General features: G+C 69.0%; 24 protein-coding genes. 18 read left to right on the forward strand and 6 right to left on the reverse strand.

The window, feature by feature from the left end; all coding sequences use genetic code 11:
• Positions 1 to 135: 135 nt before the first annotated feature.
• Positions 136 to 1,077: a Gfo/Idh/MocA family protein gene (locus tag AB4079_RS02510; RefSeq protein WP_441785694.1), complete on the reverse strand. Its 942-nt coding sequence runs from the start codon at positions 1,075 to 1,077 to the stop codon at positions 136 to 138.
• Positions 1,074 to 2,270 (reverse strand): ROK family protein, encoded by a 1,197-nt coding sequence (locus AB4079_RS02515; RefSeq protein ID WP_441785695.1) that lies wholly within the window; start codon positions 2,268 to 2,270, stop codon positions 1,074 to 1,076. The genes AB4079_RS02510 and AB4079_RS02515 overlap by 4 nt, the downstream gene beginning before the upstream one ends.
• 162 nt (positions 2,271 to 2,432) lie before the next feature.
• Between AB4079_RS02515 and AB4079_RS02520 the strand changes: the two genes are divergently transcribed.
• From AB4079_RS02520 to AB4079_RS02575, 12 genes are all read left to right on the forward strand, one after another.
• A complete protein-coding gene (locus AB4079_RS02520; RefSeq protein WP_441785696.1) occupies positions 2,433 to 3,185 on the forward strand; it encodes an amino acid ABC transporter ATP-binding protein in 753 nt (250 codons plus the stop codon).
• 69 nt (positions 3,186 to 3,254) lie between these two features.
• On the forward strand, positions 3,255 to 4,193 hold the full coding sequence (locus tag AB4079_RS02525; protein ID WP_441785697.1) for a glutamate ABC transporter substrate-binding protein: 939 nt from the start codon (positions 3,255 to 3,257) through the stop codon (positions 4,191 to 4,193).
• Between the two features lie 96 nt (positions 4,194 to 4,289).
• On the forward strand, positions 4,290 to 4,934 hold the full coding sequence (locus tag AB4079_RS02530) for an amino acid ABC transporter permease (RefSeq protein ID WP_441785698.1): 645 nt from the start codon (positions 4,290 to 4,292) through the stop codon (positions 4,932 to 4,934).
• Positions 4,931 to 5,881 carry an amino acid ABC transporter permease gene (locus AB4079_RS02535; protein ID WP_441785699.1) on the forward strand — a complete coding sequence of 317 codons (951 nt, stop codon included), beginning with the start codon at positions 4,931 to 4,933 and terminating at the stop codon, positions 5,879 to 5,881. Before AB4079_RS02530 ends, AB4079_RS02535 begins: the two co-directional genes overlap by 4 nt.
• Positions 5,874 to 6,893, forward strand: coding sequence for an asparaginase (locus AB4079_RS02540; RefSeq protein WP_441785700.1), 1,020 nt, complete (start codon positions 5,874 to 5,876; stop codon positions 6,891 to 6,893). The genes AB4079_RS02535 and AB4079_RS02540 overlap by 8 nt, the downstream gene beginning before the upstream one ends.
• A complete protein-coding gene (locus tag AB4079_RS02545; RefSeq protein WP_441785701.1) occupies positions 6,890 to 7,660 on the forward strand; it encodes a copper homeostasis protein CutC in 771 nt (256 codons plus the stop codon). The genes AB4079_RS02540 and AB4079_RS02545 overlap by 4 nt, the downstream gene beginning before the upstream one ends.
• Positions 7,657 to 8,559: an ROK family protein gene (locus AB4079_RS02550; protein ID WP_441785702.1), complete on the forward strand. Its 903-nt coding sequence runs from the start codon at positions 7,657 to 7,659 to the stop codon at positions 8,557 to 8,559. The genes AB4079_RS02545 and AB4079_RS02550 overlap by 4 nt, the downstream gene beginning before the upstream one ends.
• A gap of 137 nt (positions 8,560 to 8,696) precedes the next feature.
• Complete coding sequence (locus AB4079_RS02555) at positions 8,697 to 9,164, forward strand: MarR family winged helix-turn-helix transcriptional regulator (RefSeq protein ID WP_441785703.1); 468 nt, start codon at positions 8,697 to 8,699, stop codon at positions 9,162 to 9,164.
• Complete coding sequence (locus tag AB4079_RS02560; protein WP_441785704.1) at positions 9,164 to 9,586, forward strand: organic hydroperoxide resistance protein; 423 nt, start codon at positions 9,164 to 9,166, stop codon at positions 9,584 to 9,586. Before AB4079_RS02555 ends, AB4079_RS02560 begins: the two co-directional genes overlap by 1 nt.
• Before the next feature lie 3 nt (positions 9,587 to 9,589).
• A complete protein-coding gene (locus AB4079_RS02565) occupies positions 9,590 to 10,567 on the forward strand; it encodes a zinc-binding dehydrogenase (RefSeq protein WP_441785705.1) in 978 nt (325 codons plus the stop codon).
• 38 nt (positions 10,568 to 10,605) lie between these two features.
• Entirely contained in the window at positions 10,606 to 12,744 is a 2,139-nt protein-coding gene (locus AB4079_RS02570; protein ID WP_441785706.1) for a S9 family peptidase, read from the forward strand.
• A gap of 22 nt (positions 12,745 to 12,766) precedes the next feature.
• A complete protein-coding gene (locus tag AB4079_RS02575) occupies positions 12,767 to 13,396 on the forward strand; it encodes a GyrI-like domain-containing protein (protein ID WP_441785707.1) in 630 nt (209 codons plus the stop codon).
• Between the two features lie 3 nt (positions 13,397 to 13,399).
• On the opposite strand, the gene AB4079_RS02580 is transcribed toward AB4079_RS02575, so the two are convergent.
• Positions 13,400 to 14,224, reverse strand: a complete 825-nt coding sequence (locus AB4079_RS02580) for an aldo/keto reductase (protein WP_441785708.1) — start codon at positions 14,222 to 14,224, stop codon at positions 13,400 to 13,402.
• 57 nt (positions 14,225 to 14,281) lie between these two features.
• Between AB4079_RS02580 and AB4079_RS02585 the strand changes: the two genes are divergently transcribed.
• The 4 genes from AB4079_RS02585 (at position 14,282) to AB4079_RS02600 (ending at position 16,778) form a co-directional block, all read left to right on the forward strand.
• Positions 14,282 to 14,824, forward strand: coding sequence for a type 1 glutamine amidotransferase domain-containing protein (locus AB4079_RS02585; protein ID WP_441785709.1), 543 nt, complete (start codon positions 14,282 to 14,284; stop codon positions 14,822 to 14,824).
• 105 nt (positions 14,825 to 14,929) lie between these two features.
• Positions 14,930 to 15,211, forward strand: a complete 282-nt coding sequence (locus AB4079_RS02590) for a Fe-S cluster assembly protein HesB (RefSeq protein WP_441785710.1) — start codon at positions 14,930 to 14,932, stop codon at positions 15,209 to 15,211.
• Positions 15,212 to 15,439: 228 nt separating this feature from the next.
• Positions 15,440 to 16,375 carry a hypothetical protein gene (locus AB4079_RS02595; protein WP_441785711.1) on the forward strand — a complete coding sequence of 312 codons (936 nt, stop codon included), beginning with the start codon at positions 15,440 to 15,442 and terminating at the stop codon, positions 16,373 to 16,375.
• 4 nt (positions 16,376 to 16,379) lie between these two features.
• Positions 16,380 to 16,778 carry a hypothetical protein gene (locus AB4079_RS02600; protein ID WP_441785712.1) on the forward strand — a complete coding sequence of 133 codons (399 nt, stop codon included), beginning with the start codon at positions 16,380 to 16,382 and terminating at the stop codon, positions 16,776 to 16,778.
• Positions 16,779 to 16,843: 65 nt separating this feature from the next.
• Here AB4079_RS02600 and AB4079_RS02605 read toward each other — a convergent pair whose 3' ends face one another.
• Positions 16,844 to 17,230, reverse strand: coding sequence for a hypothetical protein (locus tag AB4079_RS02605; RefSeq protein ID WP_441785713.1), 387 nt, complete (start codon positions 17,228 to 17,230; stop codon positions 16,844 to 16,846).
• 148 nt (positions 17,231 to 17,378) lie between these two features.
• Between AB4079_RS02605 and AB4079_RS02610 the strand changes: the two genes are divergently transcribed.
• Positions 17,379 to 18,527 carry a zinc-dependent alcohol dehydrogenase gene (locus AB4079_RS02610; protein ID WP_441785714.1) on the forward strand — a complete coding sequence of 383 codons (1,149 nt, stop codon included), beginning with the start codon at positions 17,379 to 17,381 and terminating at the stop codon, positions 18,525 to 18,527.
• A 13-nt stretch (positions 18,528 to 18,540) separates the two neighbouring features.
• On the forward strand, positions 18,541 to 19,107 hold the full coding sequence (locus tag AB4079_RS02615) for a hypothetical protein (protein ID WP_441785715.1): 567 nt from the start codon (positions 18,541 to 18,543) through the stop codon (positions 19,105 to 19,107).
• A gap of 24 nt (positions 19,108 to 19,131) precedes the next feature.
• Here AB4079_RS02615 and AB4079_RS02620 read toward each other — a convergent pair whose 3' ends face one another.
• Positions 19,132 to 21,231: an ABC transporter ATP-binding protein gene (locus AB4079_RS02620; RefSeq protein ID WP_441785716.1), complete on the reverse strand. Its 2,100-nt coding sequence runs from the start codon at positions 21,229 to 21,231 to the stop codon at positions 19,132 to 19,134.
• A gap of 1 nt (position 21,232) precedes the next feature.
• Entirely contained in the window at positions 21,233 to 22,966 is a 1,734-nt protein-coding gene (locus tag AB4079_RS02625) for an ABC transporter ATP-binding protein (RefSeq protein ID WP_441785717.1), read from the reverse strand.
• Positions 22,967 to 23,035: the final 69 nt, after the last annotated feature.

Consider the following 23,035-nt stretch of genomic DNA (forward strand, 5'->3'; position numbering starts at 1 on the left):
GAGGTGATGCGGGCCGGGGAGTGCGGGAATGTCGGGGAGGAAGGAAGTTTTGGGCCGGCCGGATCGAGCATCCTCCGTTTCACGACGGGGAGAACGGCGTGGCGGGCGATCCTCGGTCCCCACCTTCGAGGTCAGTCAGCCGAGCGGCAGCGCGATCCGCCGTCCGGTGCGCGCGGACTCCCGTGCGGCGAGGGCGACCCGGAGCGCCTCGACGGCGGCGGCGACCGGAGCGCGCGTAGGCGCTGCTCGGCGGTCGACGCATTCGACGAAGTACCGGGCCTGGGCGGCGAAGGCGTCACCCGCTTCGGGAGTCGCCGCATCCACTCCGGTGTCACCGACCACCTCCAAGCTGGCGCGGAACGGCGCTCCGGGCGGGAGGTCGGAGACGCTGAGCAGTTGCGCGACACCGCCGCCGTGGTACTCGATCGTCGTCGCGACAGGGGCGCCGAAGGCGGCGCCTGCGGCACCGACGGCACCGGCGAGCGGCACGCTGGTGACGGCGACAGCCCGGCCCAGCAGCGCATTCGCCTGGTCGATGTCGTGGATGGCGAAGTCGACGAGCATCCCGCCGGAGCGGCCGTCGTCGGTCAGCCAGTCGTATCCCACCGGGGCGTCCGAGATCCGGGACGCTCGCACGACCCGGGGCCGCCCCACCGAGCCGGAGGCCACCCGGTCGGCCAGGGCGGCGTAGCCGGGGAAGAAGCGGACGACGTGGGCGACCATGAGCGTGCCCTGGCTCCGGGATGCGGCGTCCGCGACGCGAGCGGCATCCTCCCTGGTCAGTGCGATCGGCTTCTCCAGCAGTACGCTTCGGCCTGCGGCCAACGCCTGGAGTGCGAGCTCCGCGTGCGAGGGCGTGGGCGTGCAGATCGACACCAGCGTGACGGCCGGGTCGCCGAGCGCCTCGGCGAGGGTGGTGGCCCAGCGGGCGTCCGGCGCATCGGGCAGCTCGGGCCGCCGCCGCGGCGAGACGACCCAGCGCACCGGGATGCCGTTGCGCGCCCACGCGGCGGCGTGTGCACCGCCCATCCGTCCGGCCCCGACGATGGCGACGCCGTGGCTCATCGTCGCGGTCACCGCACCACGAGGTCGACCCGCGCCGGGTCGAACACCGAGTCGAGGATGAGGCGGCCGGCCCCGCGGATGCCCGCGTTCTCCTTCGCGACGCTCACTGCGATGTCGAGCTGGTCGGTGATCATCGGCAGGCAGTCGGAGTAGATCGCCGAGCGGACGCCTGCGACGAACGCCTCCGCCTCCCCCAGGATGCCGCCGAGCACCAGGCGCTGCGGGTTGAAGAAGTTCATGATGGTCGCCAGCACGCCGCCGGTGCGGAGCCCCGCCTCCCGCAACTCCTGCGTGGCCCGTGGATGTGCGTCCCGCGCAAGCGCCAGCACCTCGCGCGTGTCGCTGATCTCGACTCCGGAGGCGCGCAGGGCCTGCACGATCGCCGCCCCGCCGGCGACCGCATCCAGGCACCCGATCCGTCCGCACGAGCACAGCACATCCGGAGCGCCCGGCACGGTGACATGGCTGATGTCGCCCGCCATGCCGTGGTGGCCGTGGTAGACGCCGCCGAAGGCGATGATGCCGCAGCCGATGCTCGAGCCCGCTTTGACGAAGACGAGCTCGCCGACCTCCGCGCCGAGCGTGTCGTACTCGCCCAGGGCCATCAGGTTGGCGTCGTTGTCGGCGGCGGCGGGCAGTCCGGTGATGGCGGTCAACTCAGCAGCGACGTCCACGCCGTTCCAGCCCGGCATGCGCGACGGCGACACCATGCGACCGGTGGTCGAGTCGACCGGCCCGGGGAGGCCGATGCCGAAGCCGCGCAGGGTCTGGCCGGGCTGACCGTGCTCCGCCGTCAGTTCGGCGCCCATGTCCGCGATCCAGCCGAGGACGACCGCGGGGCCGGTGGCGATGTCCATTGCCTCCGTGCGTGACGCGAGGAGTCGTCCGTTGAGGTCGATCAGCCCGAAGGTGGCGTGGTGCGAGCCGAGGTCGGCGGCGCAGACGACGCCGGTGGACGCATCCACTTCGAGCGCGCGCGGGCGGCGACCGCCGTGCGAGACGCCGGCGCCCGCCTCACGGAGGTAGCCGGCGGCGATCAGCGCGTCCACGCGCTGCGAGACCGTGGAGGGCGACAGCCCGGTGCTGCGGGCCAGGTCGGCCCGCGAGCGTGAGCGGCCGGAGCGGACGAGGTCGAGGATGCCGCCCGGCGTGCCTGACCCGGCCGGGACCGTGCCCGTCCCGGTTCCCTCGATCGTGCTCGTCATCGGCGCGTCCCCTCGGCTGGCGGAGACCATGCACTCCGCGTTCGGTTGAGGATACTGTACCGACTTCGTTCGAAATCGCATTATCTAAATTCGATATTGCGGTTATTGGTCGTTACTTAGTACGCTCATCGGAACCTGCCCGAAGACGATGCGAGGAACCGGATGACAGCGACGGACACCCGACCCATGGTGAGCCTGCGCGGGGTCGACAAGTACTTCGGCGAGCTCCACGTGCTGCAGAACATCGACCTCGACGTCGCTGAGCGCGAGGTCGTCGTCGTGGTCGGGCCGTCCGGTTCCGGCAAATCGACGCTGTGCCGCTCCATCAACCGGCTGGAGACCATCGACGGCGGCGAGATCCGCGTCGACGGCGAACTGCTCCCTCAGGAGGGCGCGGCGCTCGCGAAGCTTCGCGCCGAGGTGGGCATGGTGTTCCAGTCGTTCAACCTCTTCGCGCACCGCACCATCCTGGAGAATGTCACGCTCGCCCCTCTCAAGGTGCGCAAGCTCGGCAAGGATGCGGCACGCGCCGAGGCGATGCAGCTGCTCGACCGCGTCGGCATCGCCGACAAGGCCGACAGCCACCCCGCCCAACTGTCCGGCGGCCAGCAGCAGCGTGCGGCCATCGCCCGCGCCCTCGCGATGCAGCCGAAGGTCATGCTGTTCGACGAGCCGACCAGTGCCCTCGACCCCGAGATGGTCGGTGAGGTGCTGGATGTGATGACCTCCCTCGCGAAGGAGGGGATGACGATGATCGTCGTCACCCACGAGATGGGCTTCGCCCGCCGCGCTGCGGACCGGGTCGTCTTCATGGACAGGGGGCAGATCGTCGAGCAGGCGCCTCCCGCACAATTCTTCGACTCGCCGGCCACCGCGCGGGCGCAGTCGTTCCTGGCCTCGGTGCTGTCGCACTGACACGGCGAGGCCACGCACCACCGGTTCCACAGCACACCCCACCCCACCCCATCAGAAAGGGATGCACCCATGACACGCAGCATCCGCAGGAAAAGCGCCGTCGCCGGCGTCCTGCTCGCGGCCGTGACGCTCGCCGTCACCGCCTGTTCCGGAAACACGGCACTGCCCGGCAGTTCCGCCAGCTCGACCGCCTCGGGAGACTCGGTCCTCGCCGGTGCGCCGGTCGCGAAAGCAGGCCTCATCATCTCCGGCTCCACGATGGAGAAGATCAAGAAGCGTGGAAAGCTCATCGTCGCCGAGGCGCTCGACGCCCCGCTGCTCTCGCAGCAGGACCCGACCGACCCGTCGAAGGTGAGCGGCTTCGACGCCGAGCTCGCCAAGCTCCTCGCGACCTACATCATCGGCAAGCCGAACGTGGAGATCGTCCCACCGGCGTCCGAGACGCGCGAGGCGATGCTCCAGAACGACACCGTGGACGTGGTCTTCAACACCTACACGATCACCGAGGAGCGGGCCAAGCAGGTCGACTTCGCCGGCCCGTACTTCGAGTCCGGCCTGTCCGTCGCCGTCAAGAGCGACAACAAGGACATCAAGAGCTACAAGGACCTCGACGGCAAGAACGTGATCGTCGGCGCCAACACGCCGGCCGTCACCGAGGTGCCGAAGGTCGCGCCCAAGGCCACCCTCACCGCGTTCGGCACCGACCCGGCCGCCGTCCAGGCGCTCATCCAGGGCCGCGGCGACGCGTACGTGCAGGACTACACCCTCCTCGCCAGCGACGCCGCCAGCGAGAAGCAGATCAAGGTCGTCGGACAGCCCTTCACCAAGGAGCCGTACGGCATCGGTCTCAAGCACGGCGACGACGACTTCAAGAAGTTCGTCAACGACTGGCTCAAGACGATCCAGAAGGGCGGCCAGTGGGGCAAGGCGTGGAAGACCACGCTCGGCACCGTGACCGACTCCGCCATCCCGACGCCCCCGGAGATCGGCTCCGTCCCCGGCTCCTGACGTAACCGGCCGGATGCGCGTGGAGGCGGCCCCCACGCCCGCGCGCATCCGGCCTCCCTTTCGCTCAGCCACCCCCGCCCGCGCGATGAGAGAACGATGAATCCCCTGATCGACAACCTGGGACCACTGGTCCAGGCGCTCGGCACCACACTGCTGATGGCGGTGGTGGCGGGTGTCGGGTCCATCGTCCTCGGCATCCTGGTGACGATCGCCCGCGTCAGCCCGATCCCGGTGCTGCGTGCTGCCGCGTTCCTGTACGTGCAGTTCTTCATCAATGTGCCGCTGCTGGCGCTGCTCCTGCTCGCGGTCTTCGCACTCCCGGACGCCGGCATCCTGCTGCCGCTGACACCGACCGCGATCATCGTGCTGACCGTCTACGAGGCGGCCTACGTCGCCGAAGCCGTCCGATCGGGCGTGAACACCGTCGCGGTCGGGCAGGTGGAGGCATCCCGCGCCCTGGGTCTGACCCTCTGGCAGTCGCTGCGCTACGTGGTCGTGCCGCAAGCGTTGCGCGCCGTCGTCCAGCCGATCGGCAACGTGATGATCGCGCTCGCGATGAACACCGCCCTGGCCGCCGCGATCGGCGTCGTGGAGCTCACCGCCGAGGTCAACAAGATCAACCTCGTCGCGGCGCAGCCCATCCTGATCTTCTCCAGCGCCGGCATCCTCTACATGGCCATCGCCCTCGCCATCGGCCTCGCCGCCGGCTGGGTCGAGCGGAAGGTGGCGATCGTCCGATGACCGCGCAGCTCATCCCCGACCGTCCCGCTCCGGTGCGCGCACGCCGCTCGAGGCGCCGCTACGACGCGGCCTTCATCTACGACGCACCCGGCCCGCGCGGGCGCCGAAACATCGCCATCGGGTCGACCATCAGCGTGATCGTCTTCGCCGTGATCGTCGGGCTGGGGCTCTGGCAGTTCGCCGCGCACGGACAGCTCGCGCCCGAGCGCTGGGCGCCGTTCACCGAGTGGGCGATCTGGCAGTACCTGCTCGTCGGCCTCCTCGGCACCCTCGAAGCCGCCGTCATCGTCGCCGTGCTCGGCGGCCTGCTCGGCGTGCTGCTCGCCCTCGGTCGCGTCAGTCACGTGAAGTGGGTGCGCTTCCTCTGCGGGCTCTACATCGAGATCGCGCGCACAGTGCCGGTGCTGCTGGTCATCTACCTGATGCTGTTCGGCCTGCCGCAGATCGGCATCAACCTGCCGACGCTGTGGAAGCTGGTCGTCCCGCTGACGATCGCCAATGCGGCCGTCTTCGCCGAGATCATCCGGGCGGGCATCCTCAGCCTGCCGCGCGGACAGCGCGAGGCGGCCCTCAGCCTCGGGATGCGCCCGGTGCAGGCGATGACGTACGTGGTCCTCCCCCAGGCGTTCCGGAACGTGGCGCCGTCGCTGGTCACCCAGTTCGTCAGCCTCCTGAAGGACACCTCCCTCGGCTACATCGTCGCCTTCACCGAACTGCTCTACCGTGGGCAGGTGCTGGCCTCCTATCTGCACCTCCTCATCCCGACCTACGTCGCCGTGACGGTGATCTACCTGATCGTGAACGGCAGCCTCTCGGCGTTCGCCTCGCGACTGCAGCGCGGCTCGCGCCGTCGCACCACCGCACCGCCGACCCTCCCCGCCCTCCCTGTCGTCGCCGCCGTCGAGCACGGGGACGACGCAGACACCCCGAAAGCCGGTCATGCCTAGCACCACCCCCACCGTGTCCCTCCCCTCGGCCGCCGGCTCCGCGGCACTTGCAGAGCTGGCCGTCGTCCGCCGTTCCGGCCTGATCGAGAGCCGGCACTTCGGCAGCCTGGTCGCGCTCGATCCGTCGGGCGCGCCACTCATCGAGCTGGGCGACCCGGACGCGGTGGTCCTGCCGCGCAGCACGGTGAAGCCTCTGCAGGCGCTCGCCTGTCTGACCGCGGGCGCCCCGCTCGCCGGGCCCGAGCTGGCCATCGCCGCCGGCAGCCACACCGGCGAGGACGAGCATGTGCGCGTTGTGCGCGCACTCCTGGCACGCGCCGGAGTGGACGAAGCCGCCCTCGGCTGCCCGGTCGACCGTCCGGAGGACGAAGCGACCTTCGAGCGGATGCTGCGCGACGGCGAGGGCCGCTCGCGCGTCCGGATGAACTGCTCCGGCAAGCACGCCGCGATGCTGCTCGCCGCGGCGACGAACGGCTGGCCGACGGACGGCTACCTGGACCCTGCCCACCCACTGCAGCAGCACATCCGCTCGACCATGGCCGAGCTGACCGGTGTGCCGGTCGGCCACGACGCCATCGACGGCTGCGGCGCGCCGCTGTTCGGAACGAGCGTGCGCGGGATCGCCCGCGCCTTCGGACGCCTGGTACAGGCCCGGCCGGGCACGCCCGAACGCGCGGTGGCGGACGCGATGCGCGAGCATCCCTACTACGTCGGCGGAGCCGGGCACCAGAACACCACCCTGATGGAGACCGTTCCCGGCGCGCTCGCCAAGGGCGGCGCAGAGGGCGTAATCGGGGTCGCGTCCAGCGACGGCACGGCCGTGGCCATGAAGATCGTGGACGGCAGTCCGCGCGCGACCACTCTCATCGCGTTGCGTGTGCTGGAGGCGCTCGGAACCTCCCTCTCGGATGCCCGCACACTCGTCGATCTGCCGGTGCTCGGCGGCGGCAGGCCCGTCGGGGCGATCGAGCTTGGCGTCGACCTCATTGCGGCGCTGGAGCGCCTCGCGTGACGGTCGTCGAGATCTGCCTCGACGACCTCGCCGGCGTCCGCGTCGCCGAGGAGGGCGGTGCGGATCGCATCGAGTTGTGCGCAGCCCTCGGCGAGGGAGGGATCACGCCATCGATCGGCACCGTCGCGGCGGCGCTGAGCGCGGCCACGCGGATCGGCATCCAGGTGCTCATCCGCCAACGGCCCGGCGACTTCGTCTACGACGACGCGGAGCTGCAGGCGATGGTCGACGACATCCACTCGATCCGAGCGCTCCCCAGCCCGGCACAGGTGACGGTCGGGTTCGTGATCGGCGCGTTGCGCGCCGACGGCCGGATCGACATGGAGGCCACCCGCCGACTCGTGGCAGCCTGCGGCTATGCGCCGGTGACGTTCCACAAGGCGTTCGACCAGGTGGTGGACCGTACACAGGCGCTGGAGCAGCTCGTGGAGCTGGGCGTCGGGCGCGTGCTCACGTCCGGCGGAGCACCGCGGGTCACCGAAGGCACCGACGAACTGAAAGCCCTCGTGGAGCAGGCCGGCGACCGCATCGTCATCCTCGCGGGGGGCGGAGTGCGGCCTGCCAACGCCGCCGACATCGTGGCCCGCACGGGCGTGCGTGAGGTGCACTTGCGCGCACCACGGATCGTGACCACCGTGGGCGCGGGCGCGCCGACGGCGTACGACACCGGTGAGCGGGAGGTCACGTCGGCGGACGTCGTCCGCGCTGTCGTCGCCGCAGTCGCAGGCGGTCGGGGTGCCGGCAACCCCGGGGAGACCACCGCATGAGCGGACTGCCGGTCGTCCTCGCCGTGGACCTCGGCGGCACCGCGATGAAGGGCGCCGTGGTCGCGGAGGATGGCGCGACCGTCGCGGAGTCGACCCTGGCGACGCCGCCCGACGGCATCCTCGCCGCCCTCGTCGCACTCTTCGGCGAGCTGCGGCGGACCGCGGCAGACGACGGTCACGACGTCGTCGGTGCGGGAGTTGCGACTCCCGGCATGCTCGACGAGAAGCGCGGCCTCGTGCACTACGCCTCGAACCTCGGCTGGCGGGACGTGCCGCTCCTCGACATCCTCCGCGCGGAGCTGGGCCTGCCGGTGGCCGTCGGTCACGACGTGCGCGCCGCCGGGCTCGCCGAGCGCAGCACGGGAGCCGCACGCGGATTCGGTGACTTCGCTCTGGTGCCGATCGGCACCGGCGTGGCGGCCGCCCTGGTCTCGTCCGGCGGCGCTGTCACCGGCGCGACCGGCGCCGCCGGCGAGTTCGGCCACATCCCCGTCATCCCCGGCGGCGAGCCGTGCACCTGCGGGCAGCGCGGCTGCCTCGAGGTCTACATGTCCGGTGCCGGCGTCGCCCGGCGCTACCGGGCGGCCGGCGGCGCGGCGCTCAGCACGCGCCGCATCGTGGGCCGCCTCGGCGAGGATCCCCTGGCCGACCGCGTGTGGTCGGAGGCGCTGGACGTCCTGGCGCAGGGCCTCAACATCCTGACCCTGCTCTTCGATCCGGGGCTGATCGTGCTCGGCGGCGGGGTGTCGCACGCCGGCGAGGCCCTCTTCGGGCCACTCGGCGAGCGCATGTCCGCCGGGCTGGCCTGGCGGGAGCGGCCGCCGGTCGCCCAGAGCGCGCTCGGCGGCGACGCCGGACGCGCCGGTGCGGCGCTGCTCGCCTTCGACGCCGCCCGCTGACCCGCCGCCCCACCGCCGCATCCCTCAATCGAGTGGACGCAACACGCCGTTCTCGGCCACCGCGTAACGGCGTGTTGCGTCAACTAGATCGCGTCGATTAAGTTGTGCACAATTGAATTGTGTGCAAGACTTACAGCATGCCGGTGACCGATGAGATGGTGTGCTTCTCGCTCTACGCGGCGACGCGCGCGACGACCCAGGCCTACCGCACGCTCCTGGAGCCGTGGGACCTGACCTACCCGCAGTACCTCGTGCTCATCACCCTCTGGGTGGAGGGCGACCAGACGGTCGGCTCGCTCGGCGACCACCTGCAGCTGGACTCGGGGACGCTGTCCCCGCTGCTGCGGCGCATGGAGCAGTCCGGCCTGGTGCGGCGTGAACGCCGCCCCGGCGACGAGCGCGTCGTCACGGTCAGCATCGGCGAGCGCGGCACGCAGTTGCGGCCGCAGCTCGCGCACATCCCCGGCCGGATCGCCGCAGGCACCGGCCTGCCCGACGAGCAGGCGGCGACCGCCCTCATCGACACCCTGCACCGGCTCACCGAGACCATGCACGCCGCGGCGCAGCAGCCTCACCCGGAAGAACAGAACACCGAAAGGCACTGATGAACGTCCTCTACACCGCTGAAGCCCTCTCGACGGGCGCCGGTCGCAACGGCCGCGTCGCCACCAGCGACGGCGCCTTCGCGCTCGACCTGGCCATCCCCAAGGAGATGGGCGGCTCTGGCGCCGGCACGAACCCCGAGCAGCTGTTCGCCGCAGGCTACGCCGCGTGCTTCCACTCCGCGCTTCAGTCGGTGGCCCGCGCGCAGAAGGTGAAGGTCGACGACTCGTCGGTCGGCGGCCGCGTGCAGATCGGCCCGAACGGCGACGGCGGGTACCAGCTGTCCGTTCTGCTGGAGGTCGTCCTGCCCGGGCTCGAGTCGGAGGAGGCCCAGGCGCTCGCGGACGCGGCGCACCAGGTGTGCCCCTACTCGAACGCGACGCGCGGAAACATCGACGTCACGATCACCGTCTCGGAGGACTGAACGATGAAGGCACTGATCCACAACGAGTTCGGCGACCCGGCCGAGGTCCTCGCCGTCGGGGAGCGCCCGCTCCCGCAGCCCGGTCCGGGCGAAGTCCGTGCCCGGATGCTGCTCTCGCCCATCCACAACCACGACCTGTGGACGGTGCGCGGCACCTACGGCTACAAGCCGGAGCTTCCCGCCCAGGCCGGCACCGAGGCACTCGGTGTCGTGGATGCGCTGGGCGACGGCGTCGAGCAGCTCACGGTCGGCCAGCGGGTCGTCACCGGCGGAACGTTCGGCGTCTGGGCGGAGTACTTCGTCGCCGGCGCTGCTGGTCTCATCCCCGTCCCGGAGGCCCTCCCCGACGAGTCCGCCGCGCAACTGGTGTCGATGCCGTTCAGCGCCATCAGCCTGCTCGAGTCGCTGGACCTGCAGGAGGGCGACTGGCTCATCCAGAACGCCGCGAACGGAGCGGTCGGCCGGATGGTCGCGCAGCTCGGAACCGCCCGCGGACTCAACGTGGTCGGCCTGGTCCGCCGCGCGGCCGGGGTGGAGGAGTTGCGTGCCCAGGGCATCGGCAACGTCATCGCGACCGACGACGACAGCTGGCGCGACCAGCTCGCCGAGATCACCGGTGGCGCGCCGATCCGGGTGGGTGTCGACTCCGTCGGCGGCTCGGCCGCGGGCGACGTGCTCTCCACCCTCGCCGTGAACGGGACCCTCGTCGTCTTCGGCGCGATGGCGTCGCCGACGCTGGAGCTCGCCTCCGGGGATGTCATCTTCAAGCAGGCAACGGTGAAGGGCTTCTGGGGAAGCGTCGTCAGCCGTGAGATGCCCGCCGACCAGCGCGGTCGCCTGTTCCAGGAGCTGATCGGCCGTATCCAGGACGCCACACTGACGCTGCCGGTCGCCGGCATCCACTCACTCGACGACATCGCCGGGGCGGTGACCGCGAGCGGCGAGCCCGGCCGCGTCGGCAAGGTCCTGCTCCGTCCGTGACCCCGGCCGGGGTGGGCGTCGCCCGATAGCCTGGGCTCATGCTCACCCCGCCGGTCACCCCGAAGAAGCCCGTCGAACGCATCCACCACGGCGACGTCTATGTGGACGACTACGAGTGGCTCCGCGAGAAGGACGACCAGGCGGTCGTGGCGCACCTCCACGAGGAGAACGCGTTCACGAACGCGCGCACCGAGCACCTGGCCGTGCTGCGCGAGCAGATCTTCGACGAGATCAAGGCGCGCACCCGCGAGACCGACATGAGCGTCCCGGTGCGCGAGGGCGACTGGTGGTACTACACCCGCACCGTCGAGGGCGAGCAGTACGGCATCCACTGCCGGGCCCCGATCGCCTCCGCCGACGACTGGGTGCCGCCGACCCTCGACGAGGACGCCCAGCGGAACGGCCTCCCCGGTGAGCAGGTCCTGCTCGACGACAACGCCGAGGCGGAGGGGCACGAGTTCTACGCGCTCGGCAGCTTCGACGTGAGCGCCGACGGCACGCGGCTGTTGTGGGCGGTCGACACCGAGGGCGACGAGCGCTACACGATCCGCGTCCGCTCGCTCACCGACGACGGCACGATCTTCCCGGACGAGATCGCCGACACGGCGGGCGGTGCACTGTTCGACCAGACCGGCGCCTACATCTTCTACACGACCGTCGACGAGTCCTGGCGCCCGGACACCGTCTGGCGCCACCGTGTGGGCGACGGCCCGGACGTCGACGACGTCCAGGTGTTCCACGAGCCGGACGAGCGGTACTGGATCGGCGTCGGCCTCACCCGGAGCCGGCGGTTCCTGGTGATCGAGGCCGGCTCCAACATCACCAGCGAGGCGTGGCTGCTGCGCTCTGACGACCCGACCGGCGAGTTCCGCGTGGTCTGGCCCCGCGTCGACGGCGTCGAGTACGACGTCGAGCACGCCGTCGTCAGCGGCCACGACCGGCTGCTGATCGTCCACAACGACGAGGCCGTCAACTTCGAACTGGTCAGCGTCTCCGCGGACGATCCCCAGGGTCCGCGGCGTGTGCTGCTCCCGCACGACCCCGCCGTGCGACTGGAGGGTGTGGATGCGTTCCGCGACTTCGTCAGCGTCGAGTACCGCCGCGAGGGCATGACACGAGTCGCCGTCGCGTGCCTCCCCGACCCGGACGCCGATGGGCCGGTCGACGACACCCCGCACGAGTTGCACTTCGACGAAGAGCTGTTCACCGTTGGGGTCAGCGGCAACCCCGAGTGGACGCAGCCGTTCCTCCGCCTCGGCTACGGCAGCTTCGTCACGCCGTCGACGGTCTACGACTACGACGTGCGGACCCGTGAACTGGCGCTGCGCAAGCAGCAGCCGGTGCTGGGCAGCTTCGACCCGTCGCTGTTCGAGCAGCGCCGGGAGTGGGCCACTGCGGCGGACGGCGCCCGCATCCCGATCTCGCTGGTGTACCGCACCGACCTGGTCACGCCCGGCGAACCGGCCCCGCTGGTGCTCTACGGCTACGGGTCGTACGAGGCCAGCATGGACCCATCGTTCGGCATCCCCCGTCTCAGCCTGCTCGACCGCGGCGTCGTCTTCGCCATCGCGCACGTGCGCGGCGGGGGCGAGCTCGGCAGGCTCTGGTACGAGAAGGGCAAGAAGCTCCACAAGAAGAACACCTTCACCGACTTCGTCGCCGCGGCCCGCCACCTGGTGGACCGCGGTTGGACGGAGCCGTCGCGCATGGCGGCGCAGGGAGGAAGCGCCGGCGGCCTGCTGATGGGCGCGGTCGCGAACCTTGCTCCGCGCGACTTCGCCGGCATCCTCGCGGAGGTGCCGTTCGTGGACCCGCTGACCAGCATCCTGGACCCGTCGCTGCCGCTCACGGTGATCGAGTGGGACGAGTGGGGCGACCCGCTCCACGATCCGGAGGTCTACGACTACATGAAGTCGTACTCGCCGCTCGAGAACGTGCACGCCACCCGCTACCCGCGCATCCTCGCCGTCACCAGCCTCAACGACACGCGTGTGCTGTACGTCGAGCCGGCCAAGTGGGTGGCGAAGCTGCGCGAGGTCGAGGCGGACGCGTTGCTCAAGATCGAGATGGCGGCCGGCCATGGCGGTGTGTCCGGCCGGTACGCCGCGTGGCGCGAGCGGGCGTTCACGCTGGCGTGGCTGCTGGACGTCGTCGGGGCGCACCCCTCCGGTGAGTGAGGCGGCGCGTGAGGGTGGCGCTGTGAAGGTGGATCTGAAGAAAGAGCTCGGCACCTACACCGCCCGGCGCGGACGGTTCGATGTCGTGACGGTCCCGCCGCTGCGCTACCTGATGGTCGACGGGCATGGCGACCCGAACACCGCCGAGCAGTACCGGGATGCGCTTCAGACGATCTACCCGTTCGCCTACGCGCTGAAGTTCCTGAGCAAGCGCACCCTCGACCGCGACTACACCGTCATGCCGCTCGAGGCGCTGTGGTGGGCGGATGACATGGCCGCGTTCACCAGCGCGCGCGACAAGTCGCAGTGGAGCTGGACGCTGCTGAACCTGGTGCCGGAGTGGATCACAGCCGAGCACCTGGCGACGGCCCGCGATTCGGTGAGCCGTAAGGGTGCTGCGCCGCTGCTCGACTCGCTCCGAGTGGAGACCCTCGACGAGGGGCTCTGCGTGCAGACGCTCCACGTCGGCTCGTACGACGATGAGGCGCCGGTGCTCGACGCGCTGCACAACTCGTTCGTTCCCGAGGCGGGTCTGGTCATGACAGGGCGTCACCACGAGATCTACCTGAGCGACGCGCGACGGACCGCGCCCGAGAAGCTGCGGACCATTCTGCGTCAGCCGGTGGCGCGCGCGTCTGCCGCGGGCGCCTAGGCCTCAGCCGAGGTCGTCGGGGTCTTTCCCGGTCCGCTCGCCCGTCTCGAGGCGCGCGATGGCGGCGAGGTCGTCGGCGTCCAACTCGAAACCGAAGACGTCGAGGTTCGCGCGGATGCGCTCCGGCGACGTCGATTTCGGGATCACCACGTTGCCGAGCTGCAACTGCCACCGGATGACCACCTGGGCCGCAGACACTCCGTGCTTCGCCGCCAGCGTGTCGAGCGTCGGGTCGCCGAGGATGCGGCCTCGCGCCAGCGGCGACCACGCCTCGGTGACGATGCCGTGAGCGGCGTCATAAGCGCGCACCTCCTGCTGCGGCAACCACGGGTGCAGCTCCACCTGGTTCACCGCGGGCACGATCTCTGTCTCGCGGGCGAGCCGATCCAGGTGGTGCGTGTGGAAGTTCGCGACACCGATCGAACGCGCACGGCCCTCCCCGCGCACCCGCTCCAGCGCGCGCCACGTCTCGACGTACCGGTCGCTCTTCGGGGCCGGCCAGTGGATGAGGAACAGGTCGACCGTGTCGAAGCCCAGCCGTTCCAGGCTCGCGTCGAACGACCGGAGCGTCGAGTCGTATCCGTTCTCCGTCCACCACACCTTGCTGGTGATGAACACCTCCGACCGGTCCAGCCCGCTACGCCGGACCCCGTCGCCGACCCCGCGCTCGTTCGCATAGAAGGCCGCCGTGTCGATGTGGCGGTACCCCGCGTCGAGAGCGGCCACCACAGCATCCGCGGTGTCCGCCTCCGGGATCTTGTAGACGCCGAAGCCGAGCTGCGGGATGGTGTTGCCGTCGTTGAGAGTCAGCTGCGGGATGCTCGCCATGGGTTCATTCTGCCGCGCCCCGCGCGTACAGGTGGGGTGACGGAAGGAGAACGACAGATGGCACTGAATGAGAAGACGATCGCGTTCCTGGTCGGTCCGGAGGGCATCGAGCAGGCGGAGCTGGTGGAGCCGTGGAAGGCCGTCAGCGAGGCCGGCGGCACGCCACGACTGATCTCTAAGGAGGACGGCGAGGTGCAGGCGTACAACCACCTGACACCCGCCGACACCTTCCCGGTGGATGTGACCCTCGAAGCCGCGAGCGCCGACCAGTTCGACGCACTGGTGCTCCCCGGAGGCGTGGCGAACGGCGACCAGGTGCGCACGTTCCCGGAGGCTGTCACCCTGGTGAAAGCGTTCGCCGACGCGGGCAAACCGATCGCGGTGATCTGCCACGGCGGATGGGTGCTCGTCGAGGCAGGCGTGCTCGACGGCCGCACACTGACCAGCTGGCCGAGCCTGCAGACGGACTACCGCAACGCCGGCGCAACCTGGGTGGACGAGGAGGTCGTGGTCGACGACGGGCCCTTCACCCTGGTCTCGTCGCGCAAGCCGGACGACCTGGACGCGTTCAACCGCGAACTGGTGAAGGCGTTCGGATAAACACCCCGTGAGTGTTCCCTGGCAATGGCCTCCACAGCGGTTGCAGCCGTTCCCCGCATGCGGGAACGTAGGGCACTCCTGGAAGAAACAACGGAAGGAGAGCGCATGCTCACCCTCACGGAGAACGCCAGCACGATCGTCAAGACGCTGACCGAGCAGTCCCCGGACGAAGCCGCGGGTCTGCGGATCAGCAGCAGCAACCCCGACAGCACCGCCTTCGCGGCTGCCGTCACGCCGGAGCCGGAGGTATCCGACCAGGTGGTGGAGTCGGGCGGTGCCCGCATCTTCCTCGAGACGCAGGCCGCCGAGGTCCTCGACGACAAGGTTCTCGACGCCCAGGTCGACGACCAGGGCGGCGTCAGTTTCGCGATCGGCGCGATCGCCTAGCGGCCGCCGCTCGACGAGAGGCCCGGAGTCCGACGACTCCGGGCCTCTCGTGCGTTCGCAGCGGCGAGAACTTCTTCGCGATGGCGTCACGATCGGGGACCTCTCACGTCTGAGAGAGTGACGGGCTCTTGCCGGTCACGGTCGTGGACTCAGTAGGAGCGTTCGTTCCGGTGTCGCCGGGTGAGGAACACCAGTCCACTCGTTCAATGACGAGCGAAAGGTGATCCCATGCGGAGATCTCGAGAAATGGTAACGACGGTAGCGATCACGGGCGCGCTCCTGATCGCTGCCGGTCTGACCGGCTTCGCCTCCACGGACGCAGCAACAACGAATGCGGTCGATGCGGTCGCAGCGATCCAGGACGTTGCTCCAGCAGCGGTGTCCGGTGTAGCTGCTGCGGCTGCTGACGGCGACATGGCTGCACGAGCGACAGTCGCGGGCGAGACGACGGTGTCGGTGCCGGTGAATGCGGAAGGTGGGGTGCAGCTGGGCGCACCGGGTGCGGGTCCGGATATGACGATCGGCTTGCCCTTTGCCGACCAGGCAGCCATGGCAGCGGACTCACGGGAGGCCGGTGTGGTCGTCTTCGACAACAACAACGGCTCGTCCACCGTTCCCGTGATCCACCAAGACGGCACCACCCAGATCGTCACTGTGATCAACAACGAGAACTCGCCGAAACGGTACGACTATCTGATCAAGCTTCATGGTGGAGCCAACCTCACGCTCACGGACAATGGGTCAGTAACAGTCGCCAATGCTGACAGGTCCTACGAGGCCGAGATCGCAGCGCCGTGGGCGAAGGATGCAGACGGAAATGCTCTCTCGACCCATTACGAGGTCGACGGCAACACGCTGACCCAGGTCATTGATTTCAACGCCGACACAGCTTTCCCCGTGGTGGCCGATCCGTCCGTCATCACGACGACGTACACATACTCTCGCGCCGACGTGGAGCGCATGTGGAACACGTACCAGTGGTACGGAACGATCTGTAACGTCGTACCAGGTCTGAACTACATGGTGTCCCTGCTGTGCCCGGGGGGCGCCCGCCTGAAGGACGCCGTCAGCAGTGCTCACTACCAGTCGAAGCGAGTGAAAGCGACGTTCTACAACTGTGGGTTCACCTACTGCAACTACTACGAATACAAAGTCACGAGCTGATCACATGCGAGTCCGCAACGGTGCTACCAAAGCGATTCTGATCATCGCCGTCTATGCCTTCGCGGTAGTAGTCGGGATAACGGTCGGGCTCTCGACGCAGTTGGTATGGGGCGTGGCAGCGAGCAGCGGGATCGTCCTGCTACTCGTGCTTGTATCCTCTCGGACGTTCAGGGGCGAGAACGAGCCAGACGCCCCGCGCAGCTGGTGGCGCATGACAGCCCACCCGCCCGCAGGCTACGCGCTCGCATGCTGGTTCGGGGCGCAAGCGATCGCTTCCGTGACGTCGGCCACGCTCGCCGATGGATCGGTGGGATTGGTCGGAGGGATCGTTTCGCTGACCATTGCGGCCCTCTACCTGAATTCAGCCATTCGCCTTGCGGCGATCACTCGATTGCGTGCGTAGCTACACAAACGCCGATGTTCAGGTGCCCCGGTCAATCGGCCGGGGCACCTGAGCGTCTTCGTCGCCTACTGCGCCGGGGCGTCCTGCGTCTCGACCGGGCCGGTCGGGGGCGTGAGGTCGTCCACCACGATGGGATGTGGTGCGGTGCGGTCGTCGGGGATGCCCCACAGCGGCTGCCCCTCGCCCGCGTCCAACAGGAACTCGACCGCCGAGGTCCAGAACGGGACGATCTTCATCGGCGGGATCTCCTCCTCGCCCGGGAAGTGCGCGGCGAAGTGCACCTCGGGCTCGCCGTTCAGCGGGTCCGAGGCCGCGATGAGGCCGTAGTACTTCTCGTCGTCCACGACACGCCACCGGCCGGTCCGGCCGTGTTCGGGTTCCAGCCTGACCGTGAAGCCGCCGTACTGGAAGTCCGGGCCGGGAGGCAGGGACGCGCGCTCATCCTTCGTCATACTCCCGTTCTACGACCGGGGTACGGGGAAGAGCAAACCGTTCACTTGCCTAGCGATTCGGTGTACGGCTACACCGGCCGCGCGAGGTGTCAACGCCTCGACTCGTTCCGCTCATCGGGCTGGAGTGGACGGGACGAGAGGAGGCCCCATGCTGGCGATGACATACCGCGGGCCGTACAAGGTCCGGGTCGAGGAGAAGGACAGGCCGAAGATCGAGCATCCGGACGATGTGATCGTGCGGGTGACGCTGGCCGCGATCTGCGGCTCCGACCTGCACCTCTACCACGGCATGATGCCGGACACGCGGATCGGGCACACGTTCGGGCACGAGTTCATCGGGGTGGTGGATGAGGTCGGACCCGATGTGCAGAACCTGAAGGTCGGCGACCGGGTGATGGTGCCGTTCAACATCTTCTGCGGGAGCTGCTACTTCTGCGTCCGCGGCCTCTACTCCAACTGCCACAACGTCAACCCGAACGCCACCGCGGTCGGCGGGATCTACGGTTACTCGCACACCACCGGCGGTTACGACGGCGGCCAGGCGGAGTACGTCCGCGTACCGTTCGCCGATGTCGGCCCGACGATCATCCCCGACTGGATGTCGGACGAAGACGCCGTCATGCTCACAGACGCCCTGCCCACCGGGTACTTCGGGGCGCAGCTCGGCGAGATCGAGGAGGGCGACACCGTCGTGGTGCTCGGCTCCGGGCCGGGAGGGCTGTACGCGGCGAAGTCGGCGTGGCTGATGGGCGCGGGGCGCGTGATCGTCGTCGACCACCTGGACTACCGGCTCGCCAAGGCGCAGGAGTTCGCGCACGCGGAGACGTACAACTTCGTCGAGGTCGGAGACATCGTTCTCACGCTGAAGCGGGCGACCGACGGCCTCGGCGCGGACGTCGTGATCGACGCCGTCGGCGCGGAGGCGGACGGTGCCGCACTGCAGCACATCACCTCGTCGAAGCTGAAGCTGCAGGGCGGGTCGCCGGTCGCGCTGAACTGGGCGATCGACTCCGTGCGGAAGGGCGGCACGATCTCGGTGATGGGCGCATACGGTCCGCTGTTCAGTGCCGTGAAGTTCGGCGACGCGATGAACAAGGGCCTCCGCATCAACACCAACCAGTGCCCGGTGAAGCGCCAGTGGCCCCGGCTGTTCGAGCACGTCCGCAACGGGTACCTCAGCCCGAGCGACATCATCACCCACCGCATCCCGCTCGAGCACATCCAGGACGGCTACCACCTGTTCTCGACGAAGCTCGACGGCATCATCAAGCCGCTCGTGGTGTCGAGCGCGGCCTAGGGAGGAGACCACCATGCCGTACGTCGCAAGCGACCACACGAAGAAGTACGACCCGGAGGCGCTGCGTCAGCGCATCCCGGGCTGGGGCGTCGACAAGGACCCGGCCGACCGCCCGTCGCACCCGCGGGAGCGGATCGACCCGGAAGCCACGGGAGCGCACTGGACATTCCCGGAGCGCCAGAAGTCGACGGGATATCGCGAGCGGTCGATCGAGCACAAGATGCTCACGCCGGTATTCGGGACGGCACAGCCGTTGCACGGGGTGTCCGGCGCGATCCGCCGTCTCGCCTACGACCGGTACAGCGAGGGTCGCACCGCGCACTGGCTGCTCCTGGTGCTCGGCGACCGGGTGGATGCGATCGGCGCGCACGCGAAGTCGCTGGCGAGCCGCCGGCCGGACGACCCCATCACCGAGTCCGGAATCCTCTCGGAGGCGGGGCACCATCCGTTCTCGTCCCGGTTCGGGGTTCGGCGAGCCGACGTGAAGCACAACTGGCTGGACCCGATCGTCGTGCTCGGGCCGTGGGTTCTCGCCGGGTTTGTCGTCGTCCGGACGGTCGCGAAGATCGCGAAGCGGTAGCCGGCCGGAGGTCGCTCGCTCCGTTTACGGGGCCGCGACCTCCTCCTGCACCTCCGGCCGCTCCTGCTCCCGTTCCTGCGACTCGCGCTCCAGCTCCCCTTCCGCGTCGTCGCCGCGGAACTGCGTCATGTAGAGGTCGTAGTAGGCGCCTCTGCGCTCCAACAGTGTGGCGTGATCGCCCTGCTCGACGATCCGGCCGTGCTCCATCACCAGGATGGTGTGCGCGTCGCGGATGGTGGAGAGGCGGTGCGCGATCACGAACGACGTCCGGTCGGTTCGGAGTGCCGCCATGGCGTGCTGGACGAGCAGTTCGGTGCGGGTGTCGACCGACGACGTCGCCTCGTCGAGGATGAGCAGGGACGGGTTGGCGATGAACGCGCGCGCGATCGTGAGGAGTTGCCGCTCGCCCGCTGAGACGTTTCCGCCGTCGGCCGTGATCACGGTGTCGTAGCCGTCGGGCAGCTGACGCACGAAGCGGTCGACCATGGTGGCCTTGGCCGCAGCGATCACCTCGTCATCGGTGGCGTCGAGCCGGCCGTACCGGATGTTCTCGCGGATGGTGCCCGAGAACAGCCACGCGTCCTGCAGGACCATGCCGACCTGCCCGCGCAGCTCGGCGCGGGACAGGAGAGTCGTCTCGATGCCGTCGAGTCGGATGGCCCCACTGTTCAGCTCGTAGAACCGCATGATCAGATTGACCAGGGTCGTCTTGCCTGCACCTGTCGGGCCGACGATCGCGACCGTGCTTCCGGGCTGCACGCTGAGCGACAGGTCCTGGATGAGCTCGGTCTCCGGGTCGTACGAGAAGCCGACGTGGTCGAGCTCAACGCGCCCGTCCGCCCGCTCGGGCAGGTGTTCGGTCGCGGTGTCAGGGGTCTGCTCGTCGGAGTCGAGGAACTCGAACGTCCGCTCACTGGAGGCGACACCCGACTGCAGCATGTTGGCCATACCGGCGATCTGGCCGATCGGCTGTGAGAACTCGCGGGAGTACTGGATGAACGCGGTCGCGTCGCCGATCGTCAGCTGGCCGGCAGCCACCTTCAGGCCGCCGACGACGGCGATCAGGACGTACGAGAGGTACGACACGAAGTTCATCGCCGGCATGATGCTGCCCGAGACGAACTGCGCCCCGACCTGCGATCTGTGCAGCGTCGAGTTTCGGGAGTCGAACTCGCCGAGCATGACCTCGTCGCGGCCGAAGGCACGCACCAGGTCGAGCCCGGAGTAGGACTCCTCGATGTGCCCGTTCAGCGCGCCCGTCGATGCCCACTGCGTCGTGAAGAGCTTCTGCGACCGCGAGCCGATGACCCCGGCGATGACACCGGAGAGCGGGATCGCGATCAGGGCGATGAGCGCCAGCTGCCACGAGACGATGAACATCATGATTCCGATGCCGATCACCGTCAGGACCGACTGGATCAGCTGCGAGAACGCCTGCTGCAGCGCCGTCTGGATGTTGTCGACGTCGTTGGTGACCCGCGACATCAGGTCACCTCGCTGGCGGGTGTCGAAGTAGCTGAGCGGGAGCCGGTTCAGCTTCGCTTCGACGTCCTTGCGCAGGCCGTAGATCACCCGCATGACGAGGGCGTTCAGCAGGAACCCCTGCCACCACTGCAGCAGCGAGGCGACCAGGTACATCGCCAGCACGATCAGCAGCAGACGTCCGAGCTGGGTGAAATCGATCCCCTGCCCGGCGGTGACACCCGAGCCGGCGACCACATCCGCCAGCTGGCTCTGCCCGGCGGCGCGGAGCTGTTCGACCGCCTGGTCGACGGAGACGCCCTTCGGGATCTGGGAGGCGATGACGCCCTGGAAGATCACGTTCGTCGCATTGCCCAGGATCTTGGGGGCGATCACGACGAGCACGACGGAGACCACCGTGAGGAGCGTGACCCAGGCCATCCCGAGCCACTCGGGCTTGAGGAGGCCGAGCAGTCGCTTGAACGACGGCCAGAAGTTCTTCGCCTTCTTCGCGGGGCCACCGCCGAACATGTCGCCGTCGGCCTCGCCCGGCGTGAAGTCGTACTCCTCTTCGAGCTCGTCGAGGACGATGTCGGTTGCGGTGGGTTCCTGCCCCTGCTCGGGGCGGCCGCCGCGCTTCTTGCGTTCGGTGTTGCGCGCCATCTCAGGCCACCTCCAAGCTCAGCTGCGATTCGACGATCTCTCGGTAGGTGTCGTTCGTCTCGACCAACTCGTCGTGCGTTCCGCGGCCGACCACTCGACCGTCATCCATGACGATGATGGTGTCCGCCTCGCGGATGGTGGAGACCCGCTGTGCGACCACGATCACCGCCGCGTCTCCGGTGGAGTCGGAGAGAGCCCGTCTGAGGCGGGCATCCGTCGCGACGTCGAGTGCCGAGAACGAGTCGTCGAAGAGGAACACCCGGGGCCGTGCGACAAGCGCACGGGCGATGCAGAGACGCTGGCGCTGACCGCCCGAGACGTTCGTGCCGCCCTGGGCGATCCGCTCATCGAGACCGTGCTCTTTGGCGCGGACGAAGTCTTCGGCCTGGGCGACGCGCAGCGCCTCCCAGATCTGGTCATCGGTGGCATCCGGCCTGCCGAACCGGAGGTTGGAGGCGATCGTCCCCGAGAAGAGGTACGGGCGCTGCGGAACGAGGCCGAGCACCCCGGCGATCTGCTTCCGGCTCAGGCCGTCGACCGGCACGCCGCCGATCATGACGTGGCCCTTCTGCGGGGTGAACAGGTTGGCGATCACCGAGACGAGCGTCGACTTCCCCGATCCCGTCGATCCGACGATGGCGGTGACCTGTCCGGCTTCAGCGGTGAACGAGACATCGTTCAGCACCGGCTTCTCGGCGCCCGGGTACCCGAACGTGACGTTCTGCACCTCGACGCGTCCGCTCGCGGGGACGGCCCCCGCTCCTCCGCCTGCGATCGTGGTGCTCGGTACCGCTCCGAGGACCTCCTCGAGCCGCTCGGCGCAGACCATCGCGCGGGGGATCATCATGGCCATGAAGACACCCATCATGACGGCGACGAGGATCTGCAGCAGGTACTGCAGGAACGCCGTGAGCGCTCCGATCTGGATGTCGCCCGCGGCGACGCGGTGACCTCCGAACCAGAGGACGGCGACCGTGGCCGCGTTCAGGATGAGCATGATGATCGGGAACATCAGCACGAAGACGTTCCCGACCTTGACCGAGATGCGGGTGAGCGCCGCATTCGCGTCGTCGTACCGGTCGGTCTCGAACTTCTCGCGCACGAACGCGCGGATCACGCGGATGCCGACGATCTGCTCCCGGATGACGCCGTTCACGCCGTCGATCCGCTCCTGCATCACGCGGAACATGGGCAGCAGCAGCGTCACGAGGATGCCGACGACGATGAACAGCACGGCGACCGAGACCCAGATCAGCCACGAGAGCCCGGCGTCGACCCGCACGGCGAAGATGATGCCGGCGATGCACATGATCGGCGTCGACACCATGAAGTTGAACGTCATGAGCAGCAGCATCTGCACCTGCTGCACGTCGTTGGTGTTGCGAGTGATGAGTGTCGGCATGCCCCAGCGCGCGAGGTCGAGCGAGGGGAGCGCATCCACCTTGCGATAGAAGGTGCGGCGGATGTCCTTACCGGCCGACATGGACGCGCGGGCGCCGAAGTAGGTCGCCGCGACCGCCGCGATCACCTGGATGAAGCAGACGATGAGCATCGTGCCGCCGGTCTGCCAGATGAAGTCGGTGTCGCCCTTGACGACGCCCTTGTCGATGATGTCGGCGTTGAGGGTGGGGAGGTAGAGGGCCGCCATGGTCGCGATCAGTTGAAGGATCACGACCGCGGTGACCGCGCGCCAGTAGGGGCGCACGAAGCGGAGCGAAAGACGAAGCAGAGTCACAGTGATTCCCGGGTGTGCTGTGTGTGGACGGCGGTGCCGTGATGTGCGGTACCGATGACGCTACCTACC

Source organism: Leifsonia sp. 2MCAF36 (assembly GCF_052115525.1).
Lineage (GTDB): Bacteria > Actinomycetota > Actinomycetes > Actinomycetales > Microbacteriaceae > Leifsonia.

Excerpts from the sequence above, each read along its gene's own strand:
- AB4079_RS02515 (WP_441785695.1), bottom strand. The coding sequence starts at position 2,270 with ATGACGAGCACGATCGAGGGAACCGGGACGGGCACGGTCCCGGCCGGG.
- AB4079_RS02520 (WP_441785696.1), top strand. The coding sequence starts at position 2,433 with ATGACAGCGACGGACACCCGACCCATGGTGAGCCTGCGCGGGGTCGAC.
- AB4079_RS02525 (WP_441785697.1), top strand. The coding sequence starts at position 3,255 with ATGACACGCAGCATCCGCAGGAAAAGCGCCGTCGCCGGCGTCCTGCTC.
- AB4079_RS02530 (WP_441785698.1), top strand. The coding sequence starts at position 4,290 with ATGAATCCCCTGATCGACAACCTGGGACCACTGGTCCAGGCGCTCGGC.
- AB4079_RS02535 (WP_441785699.1), top strand. The coding sequence starts at position 4,931 with ATGACCGCGCAGCTCATCCCCGACCGTCCCGCTCCGGTGCGCGCACGC.
- AB4079_RS02540 (WP_441785700.1), top strand. The coding sequence starts at position 5,874 with ATGCCTAGCACCACCCCCACCGTGTCCCTCCCCTCGGCCGCCGGCTCC.
- AB4079_RS02550 (WP_441785702.1), top strand. The coding sequence starts at position 7,657 with ATGAGCGGACTGCCGGTCGTCCTCGCCGTGGACCTCGGCGGCACCGCG.
- AB4079_RS02555 (WP_441785703.1), top strand. The coding sequence starts at position 8,697 with ATGCCGGTGACCGATGAGATGGTGTGCTTCTCGCTCTACGCGGCGACG.
- AB4079_RS02560 (WP_441785704.1), top strand. The coding sequence starts at position 9,164 with ATGAACGTCCTCTACACCGCTGAAGCCCTCTCGACGGGCGCCGGTCGC.
- AB4079_RS02565 (WP_441785705.1), top strand. The coding sequence starts at position 9,590 with ATGAAGGCACTGATCCACAACGAGTTCGGCGACCCGGCCGAGGTCCTC.
- AB4079_RS02570 (WP_441785706.1), top strand. The coding sequence starts at position 10,606 with ATGCTCACCCCGCCGGTCACCCCGAAGAAGCCCGTCGAACGCATCCAC.
- AB4079_RS02580 (WP_441785708.1), bottom strand. The coding sequence starts at position 14,224 with ATGGCGAGCATCCCGCAGCTGACTCTCAACGACGGCAACACCATCCCG.
- AB4079_RS02585 (WP_441785709.1), top strand. The coding sequence starts at position 14,282 with ATGGCACTGAATGAGAAGACGATCGCGTTCCTGGTCGGTCCGGAGGGC.
- AB4079_RS02590 (WP_441785710.1), top strand. The coding sequence starts at position 14,930 with ATGCTCACCCTCACGGAGAACGCCAGCACGATCGTCAAGACGCTGACC.
- AB4079_RS02595 (WP_441785711.1), top strand. The coding sequence starts at position 15,440 with ATGCGGAGATCTCGAGAAATGGTAACGACGGTAGCGATCACGGGCGCG.
- AB4079_RS02600 (WP_441785712.1), top strand. The coding sequence starts at position 16,380 with ATGCGAGTCCGCAACGGTGCTACCAAAGCGATTCTGATCATCGCCGTC.
- AB4079_RS02605 (WP_441785713.1), bottom strand. The coding sequence starts at position 17,230 with ATGACGAAGGATGAGCGCGCGTCCCTGCCTCCCGGCCCGGACTTCCAG.
- AB4079_RS02610 (WP_441785714.1), top strand. The coding sequence starts at position 17,379 with ATGCTGGCGATGACATACCGCGGGCCGTACAAGGTCCGGGTCGAGGAG.
- AB4079_RS02615 (WP_441785715.1), top strand. The coding sequence starts at position 18,541 with ATGCCGTACGTCGCAAGCGACCACACGAAGAAGTACGACCCGGAGGCG.
- AB4079_RS02620 (WP_441785716.1), bottom strand. The coding sequence starts at position 21,231 with ATGGCGCGCAACACCGAACGCAAGAAGCGCGGCGGCCGCCCCGAGCAG.